We start from the raw sequence: 23594 nt of genomic DNA, 5'->3' as shown, positions 1-23594 counted from the left end.
CCGCCTCCGGGCGGCCGGAGCCGTGGCAGGACCGGTCGCGCCGGGGCGGATCAGCCCTCGGCGGTCGTCCGCGGCGGATCAGGCGTCGGGGGTCGTCCGCGGCCCCCGGCGGATGCCCAGCGCCTCGGTCGTCGCGGGGTCGAACAGCAGAACGAGCGCCGTCACGGCGACCGCCGCGAGGGCGATGCCCGCCGGAATCAGGGCCCCCTGGGCGCGCAGCAGCGTCCAGGCCACCGGCAGCGCCATGAGCTGGGTGATGAGAGCGGGGCCCCGGCTCCAGCTGCGGCGCCGCAGCAGGCCACGTGCGGCGAACAGCGGGATCAGGCCGAGTGCCACCAGCGTGAGTCCGCCCATCTCGGCCTGCTGGATGCTGTCGGGCCGGCCGAAAAGACCGACGGCCAGCATGTAGAGCCCGCCGACGGCGAGCGCCGCGCCTTCGAGCGCGTTGAGTCCGGCCAGTGCGGCGATCCGCCCCGGCTTCTCCTGGCCGGCCGAGGGCGACGGAGAGGGCGTGTTCTGCTGAGTGCTCACGCCTTTCAGATTCGCATCCCGGCCCCTCGAACGCGAAGCCGGGGCGCCGGCGCACACGGCACGGCGAACGGATCACGCTGAGTGACCATGCGTGGACCCGGCGGATCGGGACTTCAGGGCGGTACCGCGCGGTAGGTACCCTGGCGGGCATGCGCGCACTTCTCGTGGTCAACCCAGCTGCCACCACTACCAGCGCGCGTACGCGTGACGTGCTGATCCACGCCCTGGCGAGCGAGATGAAGATCGAGGCCGTCACCACGGAGTACCGCGGGCACGCCCGGGACCTGGGGCGACGGGCAGCCGACTCCGACGACATCGACCTGGTGGTCGCGCTCGGAGGCGACGGCACGGTCAACGAGGTGGTCAACGGACTGCTCCACGACGGCCCCGACCCGGAGGGCCTGCCGAGCCTCGCCGTGGTCCCCGGCGGGTCCACCAACGTCTTCGCCCGGGCCCTGGGCATCCCGAACGACGCAGTGGAGGCGACGGGCGCCATCCTCGACGCCCTCGAGGCCCGCAGCGAGCGCACGGTGGGGCTCGGCCTGGCGGTCGGCACCCCGGGCACGGCGGACGAGGCCGTCCCCGGCCGGTGGTTCACCTTCTGCGCGGGGCTCGGTTTCGACGCGGGCGTCATCGGCCGGGTCGAACAGAAGCGCGAGCTGGGCAAGCGCTCGACCCATGCGCTGTACGTGCGCCAGGTGCTGCGGCAGTTCATGGACGACCCGCACCGGCGCAATGGAATGATCACGCTGGAGGTCCCCGGACAGGACCCGGTCACCGACCTCGCGCTGTCGATAATCTGCAACACCGCACCCTGGACCTACCTGGGGAACCGTCCGATATACGCCTCCCCGAAGGCATCCTTCGACACCGCTCTGGACGTCCTCGGCCTGAAGCGTCTCTCCACCCCCGCCGTGACCCGGTACGCCACTCAGCTGCTCACTTCGAGCCCGGAGAAGGGGCCGCACGGCAAGCACGCGGTGTCCCTGCACGACCTCACGGACTTCACCTTGCATTCCAAGGCCCCACTGCCCTTCCAGATGGACGGTGACCACCTGGGACTGCGTACGAGCGTGACGTTCACAGGCGTACGCCGTGCACTGCGTGTGATTGTGTGAGTAGAAGGGGCGAAAGTCCTTTAACTCGAACGTTTGGGCTGGCCCCCACCCCTTAGAAGTACGGCTGTGACCTAGTCGACACCGAGGAATCAAAAAAAACTTTCCAGAAGGGGTTGTATCCGCCGCCGAGGTTTGCGAATCTCTACATGGCGATCGGGACGGCCCGCAACATCGGCCTCCACTGAGAGCCAGAACCCCTCCTCACCACAACAGGACCACATCCAGTTCATCTGGGCGTCGGACCTTCGTCTGCGGGGGGATTCGTGAAAGCGTTCACATTCACAAGCACCAGCATGTAATACCAAGGAGAGGTAGCAGCCATGGACTGGCGTCACAACGCCGTTTGTCGTGAGGAAGACCCCGAGCTGTTCTTCCCCATCGGCAACACCGGTCCTGCGCTGCTGCAGATCGAGGAAGCCAAGGCCGTCTGCCGTCGCTGCCCCGTCATGGAGCAGTGCCTGCAGTGGGCGCTCGAGTCCGGCCAGGACTCCGGCGTCTGGGGTGGCCTCAGCGAGGACGAGCGCCGCGCAATGAAGCGCCGCGCCGCTCGCAACCGGGCGCGTAACGCCAGCGCCTGACCGACGCCCCCCACAACGAGCCTCAGCCAGGCGGCGCGTACAGAGCGTACGCACAGCCCCGCCTTCGAGTCGCAGCGCGCAGTACCCCCGAAGCGCATCGCACCGTGAGCACCACGCAGTGTGCCCGGACCGTTACCACGGTCCGGGCCCACTGCTGTGCGGCGGCCGTCGCCGCCGCCGCGCTACTTGTCGTTCTGTACGGGGATGTCGAGCACCACCTGCGTACCGCGCGCCGGGGCCGGGACCATGCCGAAGGTGCCGCCCAGCTCGCCCTCGACCAGAGTCCGCACGATCTGCAGTCCCAGATTGCCGGCCCGCTGCGGGTCGAACCCCTCGGGCAGCCCGCGCCCGTCGTCCGTCACGGTGATCAGCAGCCGGCCCTCGGCCGGTGAGCCGCCGCGCACCGCGGACACCTCCACCGTGCCGTGCTCGGCCACGGTGAACGCGTGCTCCAGGGCGTTCTGCAGCACCTCGGTCAGCACCATGGAGAGCGGAGTGGCCACCTCCGCGTCGAGAATCCCGAAGCGCCCCGTGCGCCGGCAGGTGACCTTTCCGGGCGAGATCTCCGCGACCATCGCGATCACCCGGTCGGCGATCTCGTCGAACTCGACCCGCTCGTCCAGATTCTGGGACAGCGTCTCATGGACGATGGCGATCGAACCGACGCGCCGCACCGCCTCGTTGAGCGCCTCCCGGCCCCGCTCCGAGTCCATCCGGCGCGCCTGGAGCCGCAACAGGGCGGCCACGGTCTGGAGGTTGTTCTTCACCCGGTGGTGGATCTCCCGGATGGTGGCGTCCTTGGTGATCAATTCCCGCTCACGGCGCCGCAGTTCCGTGACGTCGCGCAGGAGCACCAGCGAACCGATCCGCACCCCCTTGGGCTTGAGCGGGATCGCGCGCAGCTGGATGACCCCGCCGGCACCCTCGACCTCGAACTCCCGGGGCGCGTATCCGCTCGCCACCTTGACGAGGGCCTCGTCCACCGGGCCGCGCGACGGGGCGAGTTCGGCGGTGGTCGCGCCGAGGTTGTGGCCGACGAGGTCCGAGGCCAGGCCGAGCCGGTGGTAGGCGGAGAGGCCGTTGGGGCTGGCGTACTGCACGACGCCGTCGGCATCGAGCCGGATCAGCCCGTCACCGACGCGCGGCGAGGCGTCCATGTCGACCTGCTGGCCGGGGAACGGGAAGGAGCCCGCGGCGATCATCTGGGCCAGGTCGGACGCCGACTGGAGGTAGGTGAGCTCCAGCCTCGACGGCGTGCGCACGGTGAGCAGATTGGTGTTGCGGGCGATGACCCCGAGGATGCGGCCCTCTCTGCGTACGGGGATCGACTCGACCCGGACCGGCACTTCCTCCCGCCACTCCGGGTCCCCCTCGCGCACGATGCGGCCCTCGTCCAGGGCGGCGTCGAGCAGCGGCCGGCGGCCGCGCGGCACGAGGTGGCCGACCATGTCGTCCTGGTAGGAGGTGGGGCCGGTGTTGGGCCGCATCTGCGCGACGGACACATAGCGGGTCCCGTCGCGGGTGGGCACCCACAGGACGAGGTCGGCGAAGGAGAGGTCGGAGAGCAGCTGCCACTCCGAGACCAGCAGATGGAGCCACTCGAGGTCGGTGTCACTCAGGGCTGTGTGCTGGCGGACGAGGTCGTTCATGGAGGGCACAGGGCGAGCGTACCTGTGTGGACGAAGAGGTTCCGAACCGTTCGGTCCCCGGATACGTGACACTGTGAGGGGGCGCGTGCGGACGGGAGATTGTCCGCGCACACGGATGGACAGAGACTATTGGTCTAGTCCACAATGCACCACGTAGGGGTGACACGGTCAGGACGTGTCCCCTGCGAGACAGACCTCCGCTCTCCCCGCACAGGAGAGCGGATCGAGGTGACCGGCGCTCTCTGCCCTGACTGCGCCGGTGCCTCCAGTGGCCGGAGGCACCGCACACCGCCGGCCAGGCAGGGCCTGTTCCGAAAGGGCAGGCCCGCAGCTCCGGGCTGCGGTACCGGACGGGCTGAGGGTCCCGTCCTGGCGCCGCGGCCCGCGGGTGTTTCCGGGGGCACCCCCCTGCGGCCGGGACGGTCCGCCGACAGGGCGACAACCGATGACCTACAGGCGGACGGTTCACCTCAAGGCCGCGCCGTTCTGCTAGATTGGCTTCCAGATTGGTCTATACCACATGACGCCACTCTCCAGATCGGCAGGCACAGCGTGGAAGTTGTCATCGTCCCGGACGCCACAGCGGGCGGCGAACTGATCGCGGAGGCCATCGCGTCCCTGCTGAGCAGCAAGCCCGACGCCCTGCTCGGCGTGGCCACCGGCTCGACCCCGCTGCCCATCTACCAGGCCCTCACCGCGAAGGTCCGCTCCGGCGCCGTGGACGCCTCGCGCGCCCGCATCTGCCAGCTCGACGAGTACGTCGGGCTGCCCGCGGGCCACCCCGAGTCGTACCGCTCGGTCGTGCTGCGCGAGGTCGTCGAACCGCTCGGCCTGTCCGAGAAGTCCTTCATGGGCCCGGACGGCACCGCCGAGGACGTCCAGGCGGCCTGCGAGGAGTACGACAAAGCGCTCGCCGAGGCAGGCGGCGTCGATCTCCAGCTGCTCGGCATCGGCACCGACGGGCACATCGGCTTCAACGAGCCGTGTTCCTCGCTCGCCTCCCGCACCCGCATCAAGACGCTGACCGAGCAGACGCGGATCGACAACGCGCGCTTCTTCGACGACGACATCGAGCAGGTGCCCCGCCACGTCATCACCCAGGGCATCGGCACCATCCTGGAGTCGCGCCACCCGATCCTGCTCGCCACCGGCGAGGGCAAGGCCGAAGCGGTCGCCAGGACGGTCGAGGGCCCGGTCGCCTCGGTCGTGCCGGCCTCGGCGCTCCAGCTGCACCCGCACGCCACGGTGGTGGTCGACGAGGCGGCGGCGTCCAGGCTGAAGCTGGCGGACTACTTCCGCGCCACGTACGCCGCGAAGCCGCGGTGGCAGGGCCTGTAGGGCCCGTACGCGTGAGGGCCGGGCACCTGTGACGGTGCCCGGCCCTCACGCGTTCACTCCCCCGGGCTCAGGAGCCCGTGAGCGCTTCCGCGGCCGCGACCCCGCAGACCCGCGCCGCACCGTGTGTGGCGATGTGCAGGGCACCCCTGGGCGGCGCGTAGGGCAGGCCCATCTCGACCACGACCGTGTCGGGACGGGCGGCCAGCACGGCGTCCAGCGCCTCGCGCATCCACGCGTGCCGGTGGACGTCACGGACGACGGCGACGATGCGCCGCTCCCCCGCCGCCCTCAGCACCTCGACGGCCGGCGTGGCACTCGTGGTGCTGTAGGTGCCGGTCTCCGTGCCGGGCAGGATCCGGGCCAGCTCGGCCGCGACGCCCCACGGGGTCTCGTCGCCGACCGCGATGTTGGCCACCGGGGTGAAAGCCGCCACGTAGGCCGGCTCGCGCAGCGGCTCGGCGGTGCCCGTGACCGTCACGGCCCGCCGGGCCGCGACCAGCCCGATGTCGGCTCCGGGGCCGGGCGCGGTCCCCTCCTGCGTGTCCGCGCCCGGCCCCGGGGCAGCCCCCCTGGCCCCCTGCGTCCAGGACGCGAGGGCCCGTACACGTGCGGCCGCGTCGGCCAGCCGCTCCTCGGGCAGTTCACCGGTCCGCACCGCCGTCACCAGCGCGTCGCGCAGCCGCAGCACGGTGTCCTCGTCGGCCAGCCCGCCGCCGACACAGATGGCGTCGGCGCCCGCGGCGATGGCGAGGACGGATCCCCGCTCGATGCCGTACGTGCCGGCGATGGCGTCCATCTCCATGCCGTCGGTGACGATCAGCCCGTCGTAGCCCAGCTCCTCGCGCAGCAGACCGGTGAGGATCTGGGGGCTCAGAGTCGCGGGCCGCGTCGGGTCGAGTGCGGGAAGCAGGATATGTGCGCTCATCACTGATTTGGAACCCGCCGCGATGGCCGCCCGGAAAGGCACCAGCTCACGGGCGTGCAGGGTGTCCAAGTCCACATCGATGCGGGGCAGCGAGTGGTGCGAGTCGACCGCCGTGTCGCCGTGCCCCGGGAAGTGCTTGGTGCACGCCGCGACACCGGCGGACTGGAGGCCCTCGACATACGCGGCGGTGTGGCGGGCGACGAGCCCGGTGCCCGGGCCGAAGGAGCGTACGCCGATGACCGGGTTGTCCGGATTGGAGTTGACGTCGGCGGACGGCGCCCAGTTGAGGTTGACGCCGCACTCGGCCAGCCGGCGGCCGAGCTCCCGGGCGACGGCCCTGGTCAGGCCGGTGTCGTCGACGGAGCCGAGAGCGAGGTTGCCGGGGAAGGACGAGCCGTTGCGGACCTCCAGCCGGGTGACGTCGCCGCCCTCCTCGTCGATCGCGACGAGTACGTCGTCGCGCTCGGCGCGCAGCCGGGCGGTGAGCGCGGAGAGCTGCTCGGGCGAGTGGATGTTCCGGCCGAACAGGCCGACGGAGGCCAGGCCTTCCCCGACCCTGCGAAGGAGCCAGTCCGGGGCGGTCGTCCCCGTGAAGCCGGGCTGGAGCACGGCGAGCGCGTCGCGGGTGACGGTGTCCATGGTGGATACGAGGGTGGTCATGGGGCTGCGTTATCCCTTCACGGCGCCTGAGGTGAGCCCCGTAGCCATCTTCCCCTGGATGATCATGAAGAAGATGACGACCGGGACGGAGATGAGCGTGGAGGCCGCCATCAGCGCGCCGTAGTCCGTTCCGCGTTCCGTCGTGAAGGTCATCAGCCACACGTTGAGCGTGTACTTGGAGTTGTCGTTGATCAGGATGTACGCGAAGAGGTACTCGTTCCAGGCGTTGACCAGCGCGAAGATGGACGCGGCCGCGAGCCCGGGCGCCAGCAGCGGGAAGATGACCCGGCGGAAGGCCTGCATGCGGGTGCAGCCGTCCACCATCGCGGACTCCTCGAGCTCCACGGGGATGTTGATCACGAAGCCGCGGATCATGATGGTCGCGAAGGGCAGCGTGGAGACCAGGTAGACGACGATGAGCCCCCAGTACTCGTCGATGCCTCCCATCGCGTTGAGCTGGAGGTAGATCGGGATCAGCATCGCGGTCGGGGGCAGCATCTGGACCAGGATCATGACCATCATCAGCGCCTTCCGCCCGAAGAAGCGGAAGCGGCCGATGGCGAGCGCCGCGAGGGTCGCGATGATCATGCCGCCGACGACGGCCGTGACCGAGACGATGAGGCTCGACTGGATGGCGGTGGAGAAGTTGTCCTGCTTCACCGCGCGCGCGAAGTTGTCGAACGTGAGGGAGGACGGCCACAGGGTCTGGTCGTAGGACCGGATCTCGTGGTTGGGACGCAGCGAACTGACGATCAGCCAGTAGACCGGGAAGGCCATGAGCCCGGCCGTGACCAGCGCCAGGATGTTGTAGCCGAGGCGGTTCCTCTTGCGGTCGGGCCGCAGGACCTGGGCCGGCGTGTTCGTGGGCGTGGAGGCGCTCATTCGACCTCTCCCGTCTTGATCAGCTGGCGCAGGTAGTACACGGCGACGCCGGAGAGCATCAGGACGGTGATCAGTGCGATCGCGCTGCCCTGGCTGAAGGAGGTGGACTCGAACGCCTTGGAGAAGGAGTAGAGGCCGAGGGTCTCGTACTCGGGCTCGGGCTTGTTGCCGCGCAGCAGCCAGATCTGGCCGAACACGTTGAAGTCCCAGATGACGGAGAGCGTGGCGACCATGGTGAAGACCGGCTTGATGACGGGCCAGGTCACGTAGCGGTAGACCCCGAACGCGGTGGCTCCGTCGAGGGCGGCCGCCTCCTCCAGCTCCTTGGGGACCTGGGTGAGGGCCGCGTACATCGTGATGACGACGAACGGGATGGCGCCCCAGACGACCAGGAGCGTGATGATGCCGAAGCCCTGCCAGGGGTCGAGGAACCAGTTGTGGCCGAGCCACCGGTCCTCGTTGCCCGTGATGTCGGCGAGCAGCGTGTTGATCAGGCCGTAGTCGGAGTCGGAGAGCCAGCGGAAGACCGACGCGGCGACCATGAGCGGCATGGACCAGGCGGCGATCAGCGCCACCGTGAGGACGAGCCGCACCCAGGTGGAGACCTTCAGCATCATCAGGGCGATGAGCAGGCCGAGCCCCATGGTCAGCACGACGCAGACGGTCATGAAGACGACGGTTCTCCCGACGACCGACCAGAACTCCGGGTCGCCGAGGATGTTGGTGAACTGCTCGAAGCCGACCCACGGGGCCTCGCCGTTGCCCCAGAGGGCCGCCCGTCCCAGGTCCTGGAAGGACATGATCACGGTCTTGACCAGCGGGTAGACGTAGACGGCGGCGATCGCCAGGATCGCCGGCAGGATCAGGAGGTAGGGGAGGAGTTCCCCCTTCTTCCGCCGCTTCTTCGGGCGCGGCCCGGCGGCTTCCCGCTCGGAGGGCGAGGTCCCGGTCTTCTCCGGGACACTCGGTACGGGGACCGGTGGACCGGCGGCCTTGGTGTCGGCAGCAGTCACGTGACTGACCTTCCATCGGGATTCCGGGGATCTGCACCCGGGAATCACGGCGTTCTACCTGAGAAAAAGGGGGCGGGGGCCCGGTGTTCGCCGGACCCCCGCCTGGAGAGCCGTAGGCCCGGGGACTACTTGTTGATCAGTTCGTTGATCTTGTCGTCGGCCTTCTTGGTGGCGTCGGCCACCGAACCGCCCTTGAGGATCTCCAGGAGCATGTTCTCCAGGACCTCCTCCTTCTCGATGGAGGTCCAGCCCGGCGCGATCGGCGTGAACCAGGCGTCCGGCACCGCGTTGGCGACGGCGGCCGTCTCCGGCTTGGACTTCAGGGGCTCGAGCTGCTTCTCGTTGTTCGGGAGGATGTTCTTGGCGGCGAGCACCTCCTGCGACTTCTCACTGGTGAAGAGCGAGACCCACTCCTCGCCCAGGTCGGTGACCTTGGACTTGGCGGTCACCGCGAGGTCCGAACCGCCGATGAAGGACGGGAGGGCCTTGCCGTTCGGGCCGGGCATGCCGGCCGTGCCGATCTTGCCTTCGAGCTTCGGGTTGCCGTTGTTGGCGCCGTCGACGACGGAGCCGGCCTCCCAGCCGTTGCCGTAGATCAGGGCCGCCTTCTCGTTGGCCATGACGTTGGCGTGGTCCTGCTCGTCCTTGGTCTGGTCGGCCTTGTTGTACTTCTTGACCAGGTTGACGAAGTGCTCGATGCCCTTCTGGGAGTCGGGCGAGGAGAGGTTGCCCTTCCACTCCTTCGCGCCCTCGTCGTACTCGGCGATGGAGCCGCCGTAGGCCGCGACGTAGGACATGGCCGCGTACCAGTAACGGCCCGGCAGGTAGAGGGACGAGAAGCGCTTGTCCTTCTTGCTGTACTCGGCCGAGACCTTGTCGAGTGCGGCGAGCATCTCGTCCTCGGTCTCCGGGAGGGCGTCGCTGCCGGTGCCCTTCTTGAGCATGTCCTTGTTGTAGACCGCGACACGGGCACCCGCGTAGTAGGGCACACAGAACTGCTTGCCCTCGAAGGTGCAGGTGTCCTTCAGACCCTTGATCCAGGTATCCGAGTTGTCGTACTTCTTGGGGTCGATCTCGGCCAGGGCGCCGTTGAGGATGTACTGCATCGTCTCGGTGTTGCCGAGCTCGACGACGTCCGGGAACTTGTCACCACCGAGCGCGGTGTCGAGCTTCTTGGCCTTGTCCGCCCACTGCTGGTACTGGACGTCGACCTTGACCTTCGGGTACTTCTTCTTGAACTGCGCGTTGACGTCCTTGACCAGTTCCGGCCAGGTGCTCTGCGCGTCGACCATGAGCCAGACCGTCAGGCTCTCGGTACGGTCCTTCGGGTCCTTCGAAGCGTTGTCGCCGCTGTCCCCACCACACGCCGCGATTCCGGTCATCATCGCTGCGACGCCTACTGCCGCTATGAGCTTGCGCTTCATGCCACACCCTCCTCAGGGATACCAGCAACCCCCCGCCCACCGCGAAGACGTACGCCTGGCGCTACCTGTGGGTCTGGGACCTGGTCTTTAATGGTTTAGACCAGTACCGGGAGCTTGGCCTAGACCTTTAGGGGTGTCAAGGGTGTATAAGAAGTGCACTCGCGTCCGTTATCGGACCGACACCTGAGGGAGGGCGACGACCCGTGACCGGACCGTGCCACCATGTGAGCCGCGACAGACGGAGGAGCCGGTGACGGCAGCAACGCAGCAGTCGGGAAGGCGGGCCATGGGTGCCGACGGGGGCAGCAGTACGAGCGAGACCGGTGCGGGAGCGCGCACGGCACGCGTCCCGAAGTACTACCGGCTCAAGCGCCATCTCCTCGAGATGACGGACACCATGCCGCCCGGCACCCCGGTGCCGCCCGAAAGGACCCTGGCGGCGGAGTTCGACACCTCGCGCACCACGGTGCGTCAGGCCCTCCAGGAGCTGGTGGTCGAGGGCCGGCTGGAGCGCATCCAGGGCAAGGGCACCTTCGTCGCCAAGCCGAAGGTCTCCCAGGCCCTGCAACTCACCTCGTACACCGAGGACATGCGCGCCCAGGGCCTGGAACCCACCTCCCAGCTGCTGGACATCGGCTACGTCACGGCGGACGACACGCTCGCCGGGCTGCTGGACATCACGACGGGCGGCCGCGTGCTGCGGATCGAGCGGCTCCGGCTCGCCAGCGGTGAACCGATGGCCATCGAGACCACCCACCTCTCGGCCAAGCGCTTTCCCGCGCTGCGCCGTTCACTGGTGAAGTACACCTCGCTCTACACCGCGCTGGCCGAGGTGTACGACGTCAGGCTCGCCGAGGCCGAGGAGACCATCGAGACCTCGCTCGCCACGCCGCGCGAGGCGGGACTGCTCGGCACGGACGTCGGCCTCCCGATGCTCATGCTGTCCCGGCATTCGGTCGACGGCGGCGGCGAACCGGTGGAGTGGGTGCGCTCGGTGTACCGGGGCGACCGGTACAAGTTCGTCGCCCGCCTGAAGCGCCCCACGGACTGAGCGCCCAACGGACCGAAGCGCCCCGCGGTACCGGGCGCCTTCAGGGCCCCGAAACCTCTGATCCCCCTGCACACGCAGGGGGATCAGGCATTTCGGGCGACACCGGACCGTTGCAGGACCGCAATGCGGACGGGGGGTGACGGTGGACGGGGCGTGCGCTTAGATTTCCTGCGCATTACACCAGGTGATCAGCGAGGGGACGGAGTCGCCACATGCCAGAAGATACCGATGCGAACCCACCGACAGCGCCGACAGTGACACCCATGAGGGTGGTCATCGGGCTCTGCCTGATAGCTCCGTTCGTGGCGATGCTCTGGGTCGGGTCGTACGCGAAGGTCGATCCGACCTTCATCGGCATTCCGTTCTTCTACTGGTACCAGATGCTGTGGGTGCTCATCTCGACCGCTCTCACCATGATCGCGTACAAGCTGTGGCAGCGTGACCAGCGCGCCCGCAAGGGGGGTGCGTCAGCATGAAGGACGGCTTGAACAGCATCGCGGCCGCCGGGGACGGCGTGAACGGCATCGCACTCGCCGTATTCATATTCTTCTTCCTGGCCGTCACGGTCATCGGTTTCATGGCCGCGCGCTGGCGCAAGGCCGAGAACGAGGCCAGCCTCGACGAATGGGGCCTGGGCGGCCGGTCGTTCGGCACCTGGGTCACCTGGTTCCTGCTCGGCGGTGACCTCTACACGGCGTACACCTTCGTCGCGGTGCCCGCGGCGGTCTACGCGGCGGGCGCGGCCGGCTTCTTCGCCGTCCCCTACACGATCCTCGTGTACCCGCTGATCTTCACCTTCCTGCCGCGCCTGTGGTCGGTGTCGCACAAGCACGGTTACGTCACCACCTCGGACTTCGTCCGCGGCCGCTTCGGCTCGAAGGGGCTCTCGCTGGCGGTGGCCGTCACCGGCATCCTCGCCACGATGCCGTACATCGCGCTCCAGCTGGTCGGCATCCAGGCCGTCCTGGACGTCATGGGCGTCGGCGGCGGCGAGAACACGCACTGGTTCATCAAGGACCTGCCGCTCCTCATCGCCTTCGCCGTCCTCGCCGCGTACACCTACTCCTCGGGGCTGCGGGCACCGGCGCTGATCGCGTTCGTCAAGGACGGGCTGATCTACCTCGTCATCGCCGTGGCGATCATCTACATCCCGATCAAGCTGGGCGGGTTCGACGACATCTTCGCCGCGGCAGGCGAGAAGTTCTCCGCCGCGAACGAGGCGGCCGGCAAACCGGTGGCCGGACTCGCCCCCGGTGCCTCCGGCCAGTGGGTGTACGCGACGCTGGCTCTGGGCTCGGCGCTGGCCCTCTTCATGTACCCGCACTCGATCACGGCGACGCTCTCCAGCCGCAGCCGTGAGGTGATCCGGCGCAACACCACGATCCTCCCGCTGTATTCGCTGATGCTGGGTCTGCTGGCCCTGCTCGGATTCATGGCGATCGCGGCCGGGATCAAGGTCGACAACGGCCAGCTCGCCATTCCGCAGCTGTTCGAGAACATGTTCCCGGACTGGTTCGCGGGCGTGGCCTTCGCCGCGATCGGAATCGGTGCCCTGGTACCGGCAGCGATCATGTCGATCGCCGCGGCGAACCTCTTCACGCGCAACATCTACAAGGACTTCATCAAGCCCGACGCGACCCCGGCGCAGGAGACCAAGGTCTCCAAGCTGGTCTCGCTGCTGGTCAAGGTCGGCGCACTCGCCTTCGTCCTCACCATGGACAAGACGGTCGCGATCAACTTCCAGCTGCTGGGCGGCATCTGGATCCTCCAGACGATGCCGGCCCTGGTGGGCGGCCTGTTCACCCGGTGGTTCCACCGCTGGGCACTGATCGCCGGCTGGGCGGTCGGCATGATCTACGGCACGGTGGCCGCGTACGGCGTCGCCAGCCCGACCCAGAAGCACTTCGGCGGGTCCTCGAAGGAGATCCCGGGTATCGGCGAGATCGGCTACATCGGTCTCACCGCGTTCGTGCTGAACGTCGTCGTCGTGCTCGTGCTGACCGTCGTCCTCAACGCGGTGAAGGCGCCGGCCGGTGTGGACGAGACCTCCCCGTCCGACTACACGGCGGACGCGGGCGACCCCGGCGTCAAGGTCGAGCTCCCGCCGGCCACGGCGGGCGCCCCCGGCGGCCACTGACCCCACAGCCGTCGCTCCGAGGCAAGACGTCCGTCCCGGCAGGGTCCTCCCTGCCGGGACGGAGTCGTGTCAGGGCCGGCCCCCGGGGCCGTCGGCCTCCGGAAACGGGGCGCGCCGCGCCCGGCGGCCGGGGCAGACTGCCGCCCATGGACGTATCGATCAGGCCGGCCCGGCCCGCTCAGTTCGCGGAGCTGGGCGAGATCACCGCGCAGGCGTATCTGGACGACGGACTCCTGGACTTCGGCGCCGACGACCCCTACCTGGAACAGCTCCGCGCGGTCGGGCGGCGGGCCGCCGAGGCCGAGGTGCTGGTCGCGCTGGACGCCGACGGCCGGTTGCTGGGCGGTGTCACCTACGTCGCGCCGGGCAGCCCGTGGGCGGACATCGCCGGGGAGGGCGAGGCCGAGTTCCGGATGCTGGCCGTCTCGCCGGAGGCCCGTGGGCGGGGCGCGGGCGAGGCGCTCGTACGGGCCTGTGTCGAGCGGGCACGGGCCGCCGAGGGCGTCTCGGGGATCGTCCTGTCGACGGCCCCGGCCATGCACGGCGCCCATCGGATATACCGCCGCCTCGGCTTCGTACGGACTCCCGAACGGGACTGGTACCCGCTGCCGGAGCTCGTGCTTCTGACCTTCCGTCTGGAGCTCTGACCCTTCACGACACAAGATGTGGGGGCTTCTTCAATCGGCAGCCCCCACATGTATGCTCGACCTCGCTGTCGCCGCAGGGGAATCCGGTGAGAATCCGGAACTGTCCCGCAACGGTGTGATCGGCGTGCTTCGCGCACCCCGAAGTCCGAAGACCTGTCGACAGTGCGCCCGGCTCGACCGAACCGGGCGCCGATACGTCCGGGCCCCGCGGAGGGCCGGTGGACGCCGTGCGCCGTGCTGCCCTTCCCCGGGCGCCGCCGTGCCCGGCTGCCCCGCTCCCGCAGGCCCTGAGCCGAGCGAGGGATAGCCCCAGTGACCATCGCGCCAGCCGACCCGGTTTCAGCCACGGAATCCGAAGGCCGCACGACCGACGCGCCCGGGACCGCACTGCTGCGGACCCTGACCGGCCTCACCGCCGATCTGCCCGACACCGACCCCGGACGGGTGGCCGCCGCCGCACTGCGCGGCCGCAACGCCCGGTCGGACGAGGCCGAGCTGCGCTCGCTGGCCACCGAGGCCGCCGCCGGCCTGATCTCCGAGGACCCCGCCTACTCCCGGCTCGCCGCCCGGCTCCTCACGCGGGCCATCGCGGACGAGGCCGCCGGCCAGGGCGCTGTCTCCTTCTCCGCGTCGGTCGCCGTCGGACACCGCGAGGGCCTGATCGCGGACCGAACGGCCGAGTTCGTCACGCTGCACGCCGCCGCCCTCGACGCGCTCGTCGACCAGGCGCTCGCCGACGGCGCCGACGACCGCTTCGGTTACTTCGGGCTGCGGACCCTGCACAGCCGGTACCTGCTGCGCCACCCGCTCACCCGCGACGTCGTCGAGACCCCGCAGCACTTCATGCTGCGCGTCGCCGCCGGGCTCGCCGAGGACACCTCCGAGCGGGCTCTGGAGGAAGTGGCCGCGCTGTACGGCCTGATGAACCGGCTCGACTACCTGCCCTCCTCCCCCACCCTCTTCAACTCGGGCACCCGCCACCCGCAGATGTCGTCCTGCTACCTGCTGGACTCGCCGCTGGACGAGCTGGACTCGATCTACGACCGCTACCACCAGGTGGCGCGCCTCTCCAAGCACGCGGGCGGCATCGGGCTCTCGTACTCCCGCGTGCGCGCCCGGGGTTCGCTCATCCGCGGCACGAACGGGCACTCCAACGGCATCGTGCCGTTCCTGAAGACGCTCGACGCCTCGGTCGCAGCGGTGAACCAGGGCGGCCGCCGCAAGGGTGCCGCGGCCGTCTACCTGGAGACGTGGCACGCGGACATCGAGGAGTTCCTGGAGCTGCGCGACAACACCGGCGAGGACCAGCGGCGTACGCACAACCTCAACCTGGCGCACTGGATCCCGGACGAGTTCATGCGCCGCGTCGACGCGGACACCGAGTGGTCGCTGTTCTCCCCGGCCGACGCCCCCGAGCTCGTGGACCTGTGGGGCGAGGAGTTCGACGCCGCCTACCGCGCCGCCGAGGCCAAGGGGCTGGCCCGCAAGACCCTGCCGGCCCGTGAGCTCTACGGCCGGATGATGCGGACCCTCGCCCAGACCGGGCAGGGCTGGATGACGTTCAAGGACGCCTCCAACCGCACGGCGAACCAGACCGCCGAGCCGGGCCGTGTCGTGCACTCCTCGAACCTGTGCACGGAGATCCTCGAAGTCACCGACGACGGCGAGACGGCCGTCTGCAACCTGGGTTCGGTCAACCTGGGCGCGTTCGTCGCCGACGGCACCATCGACTGGGAGCGGCTGGACGCCACCGTCCGCACGGCGGTGACCTTCCTGGACCGCGTGGTGGACATCAACTTCTACCCGACCGAGCAGGCCGGCCGCTCCAACGCCCGCTGGCGCCCGGTGGGCCTGGGCGCGATGGGCCTCCAGGACGTCTTCTTCCAGCTGCGGCTGCCCTTCGACTCCCCCGAGGCCCGCGCGCTCTCCACCCGGATCTCCGAGCGGATCATGCTCGCCGCGTACGAGGCCTCCTGCGACCTGGCCGAGCGGTCGGGCCCGCTGCCCGCCTGGTCCGAGACCCGCGCGGCCCGGGGCGTCCTGCACCCCGACCACTACGACACCGAGCTGAACTGGCCGGAGCGCTGGGACGCGCTGCGCGCCCGGATCGCGAAGACCGGCATGCGCAACTCGCTGCTGCTCGCCATCGCGCCGACGGCGACGATCGCCTCGATCGCCGGGGTGTACGAGTGCATCGAGCCGCAGGTCTCCAACCTCTTCAAGCGCGAGACGCTCAGCGGAGAGTTCCTCCAGGTCAACGCCTACCTGGTCGACGAGCTGAAGAGGCTCGGCGTCTGGGACGCGCGGACCCGTGAGGCGCTGCGCGAGGCGAGCGGCTCCGTGCAGGGCTTCGCCTGGATCCCCGAGGACGTGCGGGCGCTGTACCGCACGGCGTGGGAGATCCCGCAGCGCGGCCTGATCGACATGGCGGCCGCCCGTACCCCGTTCCTCGACCAGAGCCAGTCGCTCAACCTGTTCCTGGAGACGCCGACGATCGGCAAGCTCTCCTCGATGTACGCGTACGCCTGGAAGCAGGGGCTGAAGACGACGTACTACCTGCGTTCGCGCCCGGCGACCCGGATCGCCCGCGCGGCGTCCGGGACGGCCGCCGCCGCTGCCCCGATTCCCGTACAGCAGGCTTCCGCTCCCGACGCGGACGCGGTCGCCTGCTCCCTCGAAAACCCCGAGTCCTGCGAGGCCTGCCAGTGATGAGCTCCCACGAGAACAAGAACCTGCTCGACCCGGGCTTCGAACTGACCCTGCGTCCGATGCGCTACCCGGACTTCTACGAGCGCTACCGGGACGCGATCAAGAACACCTGGACGGTGGAGGAGGTCGATCTGCACTCCGACGTCTCCGACCTCGCCAAGCTCTCCCCCGGTGAGCAGCACATGATCGGCCGGCTGGTCGCGTTCTTCGCGACGGGTGACTCGATCGTCTCCAACAACCTGGTGCTGACGCTCTACAAGCACATCAACTCGCCCGAGGCGCGGCTCTACCTGTCGCGTCAGCTGTTCGAGGAGGCCGTGCACGTCCAGTTCTACCTGACGCTGCTCGACACCTATCTGCCCGACCCGGAGGACCGTGCGGCGGCCTTCGACGCGGTCGAGGAGATCCCCTCGATCCGCGAGAAGGCGCAGTTCTGCTTCCGGTGGATGGACTCGGTCGAGAAGATCGAGCGGCTGGAGACGAAGGCGGACCGCCGGTGCTTCCTGCTCAACCTGATCTGCTTCGCCGCGTGCATCGAAGGGCTGTTCTTCTACGGCGCGTTCGCGTACGTCTACTGGTTCCGCTCGCGCGGCCTGCTGCACGGTCTCGCCACGGGCACCAACTGGGTGTTCCGTGACGAGACGATGCACATGAACTTCGCCTTCGAGGTCGTCGACACCGTCCGCAAGGAGGAGCCGGACCTCTTCGACGACGAGCTCCGACAGCAGGTCACCGACATGCTGCGGGAGGCCGTCGAGGCGGAGCTGCAGTTCGGCCGTGACCTGTGCGGCGAGGGCCTGCCGGGGATGAACACCGAGTCGATGCGCCAGTACCTGGAGTGCGTCGCCGACCAGCGGCTCACCCGGCTCGGCTTCCCCGCGCTCTACGGTTCCGAGAACCCGTTCTCGTTCATGGAGCTCCAGGGGGTGCAGGAGCTGACGAACTTCTTCGAGCGGCGCCCGTCCGCGTACCAGGTGGCGGTGGAGGGGTCCGTCGGCTTCGACGACGACTTCTAGATCCGTCGCCGTTCGATCGGGGGGCGGGACGGTGTGAAGGCCCGGCCCGCCCCCCGGAGTCGTACTCAAGGCGTTCCGGCTCCGTGCCTGCCGGCGGGGAGCGCTGTCAGCGGCTGAGCCAGCCACCGTCGACGGGCAGTGTCACGCCGTGGACGTAGTCGGCGGCGGCCGAGGCCAGGAACACGGCGGCACCCCCGATGTCCGCCGGTGTGCCCCAGCGGCCCGCCGGGATGCGTACCGAGATCTGTTCGCTGCGCACCGGGTCGGCGATCAGCGCTTCGTTGAGGTCCGTGTCCATGTAACCCGGGGCGATCGCGTTGACATTGACGCCTCGTGCCGACCACTCGTTGCAGAGCGACTTGGTGATCTGCCCCACCGCTCCCTTCGCCGCCGCGTACGCGGGCACGTTCAGCCCGCCCTGGTAGGTGGTGAGGGACGCGATATTGATGATCTTGCCGTGGCCCCGCTCCAGCATGGGGGCACCGAACCGCTGGCACAGGTCGAACACGGCTCGGAGGTTCACGTTCAGCACCGCGTCGAACTCGTGGAGCGGGAATTCGGCCGCGGGGTGCCGGATCTGAAGGCCGGCGTTGTTGACCAGGATGTCGACGCGCGTGGACGTCAGCAGCTCCGTCACCCGCGTGGCGATCGCGGCCGGATCCGCGAGGTCGAGTTCCACCAGGGAGACCGAGCGGCCCAGACCGTGCGCGTATGCCGTCAGGGTCTCGTCGAGCGGCCTGCGGGCCAGCACGACCACGTCGGCCCCGGCGGCCAGCAGGCTTTCGGTGATGCCGACGCCCAGGCCGCGGCCGCCGCCGGTCACCACGGCGGTCCGGCCGTGCAGGGAGAACGGGTTCTCAACGGGCATCGGGGCACCTTCCGGCGAAGCGCTGTGCAACATGTGCACAGGGCGTGCGTATATTGCTTGTTCCGAGGTTAACGTAAGCGAAACACCAAGGGCAGGGCGCATACGGATACCCGTGCAAGGGAGCACGCATGGCGGACACGCAAGCAGCAGGGGCGGCCGGGCACGGCCCACGAAGCAGTAAGCAGAACCGCAACGCGGCGGCCGCGGTGGTCGGTTCCGTACTGGAGTGGTACGACTTCTTCCTCTTCAGCACCTCGGCGGCGCTGGTCTTCAACAAGATCTTCTTCTCCGGTGAGTCGGAGTACATGGCGACGCTGGCGTCGTTCGCGACCTTCGCGGTCGGATTCGCCGCCCGTCCCATCGGCGGGCTGGTCCTGGCCCACCTGGGCGACCGGTGGGGCCGGAAGCCGGTCCTGCAGATCACACTCGTCATGATGGGCGTCGGCACGCTCGCCATCGGGATGCTGCCCACGTACGAGCAGATCGGCGTATGGGCGCCCGTCCTGCTCGTGTTCTGTCGCATCCTCCAGGGTCTCGGCGTCGGCGCGGAGCTCGGCGGCGCGTACGTGTGGACCACCGAGAGCGCCAAGCCCAGCAGGCGCGGTTTCTACGCGGCGCTGCCCGGCGGCGGCGAGTTCATCGGAGTGGTGTGCGCGTCCGGCGCGATGGCCATCGTCTCGTCGATGGACGAGGAACAGTTCCTCAGCTGGGGTTGGCGTCTGCCCTACCTGGGGTCGGTCGTGGTGGTGATCGCCGGCTTCGTCCTCCGTTACCTGGCCGAGGAGAGCGACACCTTCGAGGAAGCGGTCGCGGAGGGCAAGAAGGAGAAGCTGCCGCTGGTCACCGCCGTACGCAGCCACGGCAGGACCATCCTGCTGATGATCGGTGCCGGCTGTGCCACCGCCGTCGCCTCGTACTCCATCCAGGGCTACCTGCCCGCCTACACGACACAGCAGTTGGGGATGCCCGCGAACGTGGCGGTCATAGCGATCACCATCGCCGCGTCCGTGTCCGTCTTCGGCGTGCCGTTCTGCGGCTGGCTCTCCGACCGCGTCGGGCGGCGGCCTCTGATGATCGGCGGTGGGATCGCGATAGCCTTGTTCGCGGCGCCGTTCTGGCTCCTGGTCGGGACCGAGTCGCTGCCGTTGATCGCCATGGCGGTCAGCCTCGGGTTCGCCATCATGCTCAATTCGATGATCTTCGGCCCCGCAGGCTCGTTCTACTCCGAACTCCTGCCGACCGAGGTGCGCTTCACCGGCCTGGTTCTCGCCCGCGAGACGACGGCAGTCCTGTTCTCGGGCACCGCGCCGTTCATCGCCACCCTGCTGGTGCACGCCGGCGGGGGCAGTCCGTGGCTGCTCGCCGGTTACATGGCACTCTCAGGGATCATCACGGCCATTTCGGTATGGCTGCTGCCGGAAACCGCGCCCCGCGCACTGCGCCGCAAGGCAGTCAGGTCCGGGAAGAGCGACGACAGCATTCCTGTCGATGTCGAGTACGCAGAGGTGTAGAAGAAGTGTCAGATCACGAAGTGCTCTGCCTCGGGGAGGCCATGGTCCTGGTGGCCCCCCCGCCGGGGGAGCGGCTCGCCACGGCCCGCGAAGCGGCGATCCGGGTCGCGGGTGCCGAGTCGAACGTCGCCCAGTACCTCGCCGATCTCGGTCACCGGGCCATGTGGGCCAGCCGGGTCGGACAGGACCCGCTCGGAGACCAGGTGCTGGCAGCGGTGGCGCGGCCCGGTGTGGACGTCACACACGTCGAACGGGATCCGGCCGCGCCGACGGGCGTCTACTTCAAGGATCCGACGCCCGGCCACGGCACCCGCGTGCACTACTACCGGGCGGGGTCCGCGGCCTCCCGCCTCACCCCCGCCTATCTGGACAGGCTGCCGGTCTCGTCGGCACGTCTGGTGCACCTCTCCGGCACGACCGCGGCGCTGTCGGACAGCTGCGCCGCCACCTCCACCGCTCTGTTCGAACGCGCCCGCGCGGCAGGGGTGCTCCGGTCCTTCGACGTCAACTACCGCCCCGCGCTGTGGAGTACGGAGAAGGCCGCCGCACCGCTGCTCGCCCTGGCCCGGCAGGCGGACGTCGTCCTCGTCGGGCTCGACGAGGCGCAGCAGGTCTGGGGTACGTCGACCGCCGAAGACATACGCGAGCTGATCGGCTCGTCGTCGGTGAGTGTCGTGGTGAAGGACGCCGAGGTCGGAGCGACGCTGTTCGAAGCGGGTACCGGCACGGAGACGGGGACGTTCGTCCCCGCCGAGCGGGTCGAGGTGGTGGAACCTGTCGGCGCGGGCGACGCGTTCGCGGCGGGCTACCTGTCCGCGTGGCTGCGGGGCGCCTCCCCGGCCGAGCGGCTGCGCCTCGGCCACCGGGTCGCCGCCTTCGCGCTCGGCTCGGTGGATGATCACGTCGACGCGACCTCGCTGCGCGAGCCGACGCCCCGCGCCCGCCAGGAGAGGGCCGTGCGGTGAGCCAGACCGTCGAGCGGGCCATCCAGATCATGGAGATGCTCAGTGAGGGTCCGCAGCATCCGACCGCGATCGCCGAACGGTTCGGCGTACACCGGACCACCGCGCTGCGCCTGCTCCAGGATCTCTGCAAGGGCGGCCTCGCACGCAAGCGCGAGGACGGCACCTTCGCCGTCGGATACCGGCTGGCCGGGCTGGCGCAGGCCGCACTGGAGCAATTCGACCTGCGCGCGATCGCGCACCCGTTCCTCGTCGAGCTCGGCCGCAAGCTGCGGGCGACCGTGCACATCGCCACCGTCGAGGACGGACGCGTCATCTACGTCGACAAGGTCGAACCGCAGGGCACCGTCCGGCTGTACTCACAGATCGGGAAGCCGGTGGTGCTGCACAGTTCCGGCGTCGGTAAGGCGATTCTCGCGTTCATGCCTGAGCAGGAGCGCGCCGAACTGCTGGACGGCTATGTCTACGAGCGGTTCACCGACACCACGTTGACCACGGCCGACGCGTTCGCGGCCCGCTTGCGCGACATCAGGGCGCGTGGCTGGGCCGAGGACGACGGGGAGTACGAATCGTTCGTCAACTGCGTGGCCGTCCCCGTCCGGGACGGAACCGGAACGGTGCGTACGGCCCTCTCGGTGACCGCGCTCAGGGCGCAGACCGATCTCACCGCCCTCCAGGAGCAACTGCCGGCCATCCGGCACACGGCACAGACCATTTCACGAGCACTCGGGTGGACCCAATGACCACATCCGCCATCAGCACATCCGGTCAGCTCTTCCAGGAGGCGTTCGAGGCACTGCCCCTCATGGCGATCCTGCGCGGCTTCGACGTCGAACGCACCGTCGCGGTGAGCCACCGGGCCTGGGACGTCGGCATCGAGCTCGTCGAAGTACCCGTACAGAACGATACGGCGGTGGCCGCGCTGCGCGCGGCGGTCGAGGCGGGCCGGGAGCGCGGTGCCGTGGTGGGCGCCGGTACGGTGACCACGGTCGAGCGCGTCGAACGGGCGGCGCGGGCGGGTGCCCGATTCACCGTGGCCCCCGGCTTCTCGCGCGAGGTCGCCGAAGCATCACTCGCCGCCGGCCTCCCCCATCTGCCGGGTGTCGCGACCGCGTCCGAGATCCAGCAGGCCCAGGCCCTCGGGCTCACCTGGCTGAAGGCCTTCCCCGCCGCCGACCTCGGCTCGGGCTGGATCACCTCGATGCTGGGCCCCTTCCCGGAAGCGCGCTTCGTCGCGACCGGCGGCATGAACCTGGAGAACACCGCGGAGTTCCTCGCCGCCGGGGCCGCCGCGGTGTCCCTCGGATCGGCGCTGGCCGACCCCGGACAGTTCGCCCGCCTCCCCGAACTCATCGAGGCGATCGGATCCACCCGAACCCTCACCACGACCGGACCCCGGACCGGAAAGGAAGACCGATGAAGATCGTCGCGCTGGAGACATTCTCCGTAGCACCCCGCTGGCTGTTCCTCGCCATACGCACGGACGAGGGCATCACCGGCTGGGGCGAGCCGGTCGTCGAGGGTCGTTCGGCCACGGTCGCCGCAGCCGTCGAGGAGCTCTCCGACTACCTCATCGGCCAGGACCCGTTCCGTATCGAGGATCACTGGCAGGTGATGACGAAGGGCGGCTTCTACCGTGGAGGGCCGATCCTCTCCAGCGCGGTGGCCGGCATCGACCAGGCCCTGTGGGACATCAAGGGCAAGGCCCTCGGCGTACCCGTGTACGAACTGCTCGGCGGCGCGGTGCGCGACCGGGTGCGCACCTACTCGTGGATCGCCGGTGACGAACCGGAAGGAGTCGCCGAGCACGCGCTGGAACGGATGCAGCAGGGCTTCGACGCGGTCAAGATGAACGGGACCGGGAAGGCCCGCGCACTGGAGTCCAAGGCCGAACTCGACGCGCTGGTGGGCCGCGTCGCCGCCGTACGCGAGGCGATCGGTGACACGGCCGACATCGCCGTCGACTTCCACGGGCGCGTCTCGCCCGCGGTCGCCCGTGAGGCGCTGCGCCTGCTGGAGCCGCTGCATCCGATGTTCGTCGAAGAGCCGATAGTGCCGGAGCTTTCCGCGGACTTCGGGCGGATCTGTTCCTCCACGACCGTGCCGATCGCCACCGGGGAACGGCTCTACTCGCGCTGGGATTTCCGTGATCTTCTCGGATCGGGGATCGCGGTCGCGCAGCCGGACCTGTCCCACGCGGGCGGAATCTCCGAGGTCCGCAGGATCGCCGCGATGGCGGAGACCTACGGTGTCGCGCTCGCCCCGCACTGCCCGCTCGGCCCCATCGCCTTCGCCGCCTGCCTGCAGATCGACTTCGCCAGCCCCAACGCCTTGATCCAGGAAACCAGCCTGGGCATCCACTACAACACCGGGGGCGGCTCCGATCTCCTCGATTACCTGGTCGACAAGAGCGTCTTCGACTTCGCCGACAGCCACATCGGCCTGCTGACCGCACCCGGACTCGGCATCGAGGTCGACGAGGCCGCCGTACGCAAGGCCGCCGAGGTGGGGCAGCGTTGGCGCAACCCCGTGTGGCGCAACACCGACGGTTCTCTGACCGAGTGGTAGACCGAGC

Annotated in this window: 21 protein-coding genes and 1 riboswitch; of the genes, 14 read left to right on the top strand and 7 right to left on the bottom strand. The window is 69.3% G+C overall.

Going from position 1 to position 23594, the window contains the following annotated elements; all coding sequences use genetic code 11:
- Window positions 1-78 precede the first annotated feature (78 nt).
- Window positions 79-531, bottom strand: a complete 453-nt coding sequence (locus ACIP63_RS12155; protein ID WP_401514060.1) for a hypothetical protein — start codon at window positions 529-531, stop codon at window positions 79-81.
- A 149-nt stretch (window positions 532-680) separates the two neighbouring features.
- On the opposite strand from ACIP63_RS12155, the gene ACIP63_RS12150 reads away from it, so the two are divergent.
- Together ACIP63_RS12150 and ACIP63_RS12145 are read left to right on the top strand one after the other, a co-directional pair.
- Window positions 681-1649, top strand: a complete 969-nt coding sequence (locus ACIP63_RS12150) for a diacylglycerol/lipid kinase family protein (protein ID WP_401514057.1) — start codon at window positions 681-683, stop codon at window positions 1647-1649.
- A gap of 320 nt (window positions 1650-1969) precedes the next feature.
- Window positions 1970-2227: a WhiB family transcriptional regulator gene (locus ACIP63_RS12145; protein ID WP_003953983.1), complete on the top strand. Its 258-nt coding sequence runs from the start codon at window positions 1970-1972 to the stop codon at window positions 2225-2227.
- A 182-nt stretch (window positions 2228-2409) separates the two neighbouring features.
- Here the strand turns inward: ACIP63_RS12145 and ACIP63_RS12140 are convergent, their stop codons facing one another.
- Window positions 2410-3876, bottom strand: coding sequence for a sensor histidine kinase (locus ACIP63_RS12140; protein ID WP_401515095.1), 1467 nt, complete (start codon window positions 3874-3876; stop codon window positions 2410-2412).
- 552 nt (window positions 3877-4428) lie between these two features.
- Between ACIP63_RS12140 and nagB the strand changes: the two genes are divergently transcribed.
- Window positions 4429-5214, top strand: a complete 786-nt coding sequence (gene nagB, locus ACIP63_RS12135; protein WP_401514054.1) for a glucosamine-6-phosphate deaminase — start codon at window positions 4429-4431, stop codon at window positions 5212-5214.
- A gap of 67 nt (window positions 5215-5281) precedes the next feature.
- Here nagB and ACIP63_RS12130 read toward each other — a convergent pair whose 3' ends face one another.
- The 4 genes from ACIP63_RS12130 to ACIP63_RS12115 all read right to left on the bottom strand — a co-directional run bounded on the left by ACIP63_RS12130 (window position 5282) and on the right by ACIP63_RS12115 (window position 10118).
- Window positions 5282-6799 carry a glycoside hydrolase family 3 protein gene (locus ACIP63_RS12130; RefSeq protein ID WP_401514053.1) on the bottom strand — a complete coding sequence of 506 codons (1518 nt, stop codon included), beginning with the start codon at window positions 6797-6799 and terminating at the stop codon, window positions 5282-5284.
- Between the two features lie 9 nt (window positions 6800-6808).
- On the bottom strand, window positions 6809-7681 hold the full coding sequence (locus tag ACIP63_RS12125; protein ID WP_401514051.1) for a carbohydrate ABC transporter permease: 873 nt from the start codon (window positions 7679-7681) through the stop codon (window positions 6809-6811).
- Window positions 7678-8694 (bottom strand): carbohydrate ABC transporter permease, encoded by a 1017-nt coding sequence (locus ACIP63_RS12120; RefSeq protein ID WP_401514049.1) that lies wholly within the window; start codon window positions 8692-8694, stop codon window positions 7678-7680. Before ACIP63_RS12120 ends, ACIP63_RS12125 begins: the two co-directional genes overlap by 4 nt.
- A gap of 125 nt (window positions 8695-8819) precedes the next feature.
- Complete coding sequence (locus ACIP63_RS12115; RefSeq protein ID WP_401514047.1) at window positions 8820-10118, bottom strand: sugar ABC transporter substrate-binding protein; 1299 nt, start codon at window positions 10116-10118, stop codon at window positions 8820-8822.
- A 286-nt stretch (window positions 10119-10404) separates the two neighbouring features.
- On the opposite strand from ACIP63_RS12115, the gene ACIP63_RS12110 reads away from it, so the two are divergent.
- The 6 genes from ACIP63_RS12110 to ACIP63_RS12085 all read left to right on the top strand — a co-directional run bounded on the left by ACIP63_RS12110 (window position 10405) and on the right by ACIP63_RS12085 (window position 17678).
- On the top strand, window positions 10405-11169 hold the full coding sequence (locus ACIP63_RS12110; RefSeq protein ID WP_401515092.1) for a GntR family transcriptional regulator: 765 nt from the start codon (window positions 10405-10407) through the stop codon (window positions 11167-11169).
- Window positions 11170-11381: 212 nt separating this feature from the next.
- A complete protein-coding gene (locus ACIP63_RS12105; RefSeq protein ID WP_393763445.1) occupies window positions 11382-11645 on the top strand; it encodes a DUF3311 domain-containing protein in 264 nt (87 codons plus the stop codon).
- Window positions 11642-13306 (top strand): monocarboxylate uptake permease MctP, encoded by a 1665-nt coding sequence (mctP, locus tag ACIP63_RS12100; protein WP_401514044.1) that lies wholly within the window; start codon window positions 11642-11644, stop codon window positions 13304-13306. The genes ACIP63_RS12105 and mctP overlap by 4 nt, the downstream gene beginning before the upstream one ends.
- Window positions 13307-13452: 146 nt before the next feature.
- Window positions 13453-13953 (top strand): GNAT family N-acetyltransferase, encoded by a 501-nt coding sequence (locus ACIP63_RS12095; protein WP_401514042.1) that lies wholly within the window; start codon window positions 13453-13455, stop codon window positions 13951-13953.
- A gap of 40 nt (window positions 13954-13993) precedes the next feature.
- A riboswitch (cobalamin riboswitch) is annotated at window positions 13994-14129 on the top strand.
- Between the two features lie 136 nt (window positions 14130-14265).
- Entirely contained in the window at window positions 14266-16662 is a 2397-nt protein-coding gene (locus ACIP63_RS12090) for a ribonucleoside-diphosphate reductase subunit alpha (protein ID WP_401514040.1), read from the top strand.
- Window positions 16662-17678, top strand: a complete 1017-nt coding sequence (locus tag ACIP63_RS12085; RefSeq protein ID WP_401514037.1) for a ribonucleotide-diphosphate reductase subunit beta — start codon at window positions 16662-16664, stop codon at window positions 17676-17678. Before ACIP63_RS12090 ends, ACIP63_RS12085 begins: the two co-directional genes overlap by 1 nt.
- A 106-nt stretch (window positions 17679-17784) precedes the next feature.
- Here the strand turns inward: ACIP63_RS12085 and ACIP63_RS12080 are convergent, their stop codons facing one another.
- Window positions 17785-18546 carry an SDR family oxidoreductase gene (locus ACIP63_RS12080; protein ID WP_401514034.1) on the bottom strand — a complete coding sequence of 254 codons (762 nt, stop codon included), beginning with the start codon at window positions 18544-18546 and terminating at the stop codon, window positions 17785-17787.
- Between the two features lie 128 nt (window positions 18547-18674).
- Between ACIP63_RS12080 and ACIP63_RS12075 the strand changes: the two genes are divergently transcribed.
- Genes ACIP63_RS12075 through dgoD form a run of 5 tightly spaced genes read left to right on the top strand, consistent with a single transcriptional unit; the run spans window position 18675 to window position 23587 of the window.
- Window positions 18675-20057 (top strand): MFS transporter, encoded by a 1383-nt coding sequence (locus ACIP63_RS12075; RefSeq protein ID WP_401514032.1) that lies wholly within the window; start codon window positions 18675-18677, stop codon window positions 20055-20057.
- 5 nt (window positions 20058-20062) lie between these two features.
- Complete coding sequence (locus tag ACIP63_RS12070; protein ID WP_401514030.1) at window positions 20063-21022, top strand: sugar kinase; 960 nt, start codon at window positions 20063-20065, stop codon at window positions 21020-21022.
- Window positions 21019-21762: an IclR family transcriptional regulator gene (locus tag ACIP63_RS12065; protein WP_401514028.1), complete on the top strand. Its 744-nt coding sequence runs from the start codon at window positions 21019-21021 to the stop codon at window positions 21760-21762. The genes ACIP63_RS12070 and ACIP63_RS12065 overlap by 4 nt, the downstream gene beginning before the upstream one ends.
- Entirely contained in the window at window positions 21759-22439 is a 681-nt protein-coding gene (locus tag ACIP63_RS12060; protein WP_401514025.1) for a bifunctional 4-hydroxy-2-oxoglutarate aldolase/2-dehydro-3-deoxy-phosphogluconate aldolase, read from the top strand. The genes ACIP63_RS12065 and ACIP63_RS12060 overlap by 4 nt, the downstream gene beginning before the upstream one ends.
- A complete protein-coding gene (gene dgoD, locus ACIP63_RS12055) occupies window positions 22436-23587 on the top strand; it encodes a galactonate dehydratase (protein WP_401514022.1) in 1152 nt (383 codons plus the stop codon). The genes ACIP63_RS12060 and dgoD overlap by 4 nt, the downstream gene beginning before the upstream one ends.
- The last annotated feature ends 7 nt before the right edge of the window (window positions 23588-23594 follow it).

The sequence above is a fragment of the Streptomyces sp. NPDC088746 genome (assembly GCF_044751065.1).
Taxonomy (GTDB): Bacteria; Actinomycetota; Actinomycetes; order Streptomycetales; family Streptomycetaceae; genus Streptomyces.
This window is presented reverse-complemented; position numbering and strand designations above follow the sequence as displayed.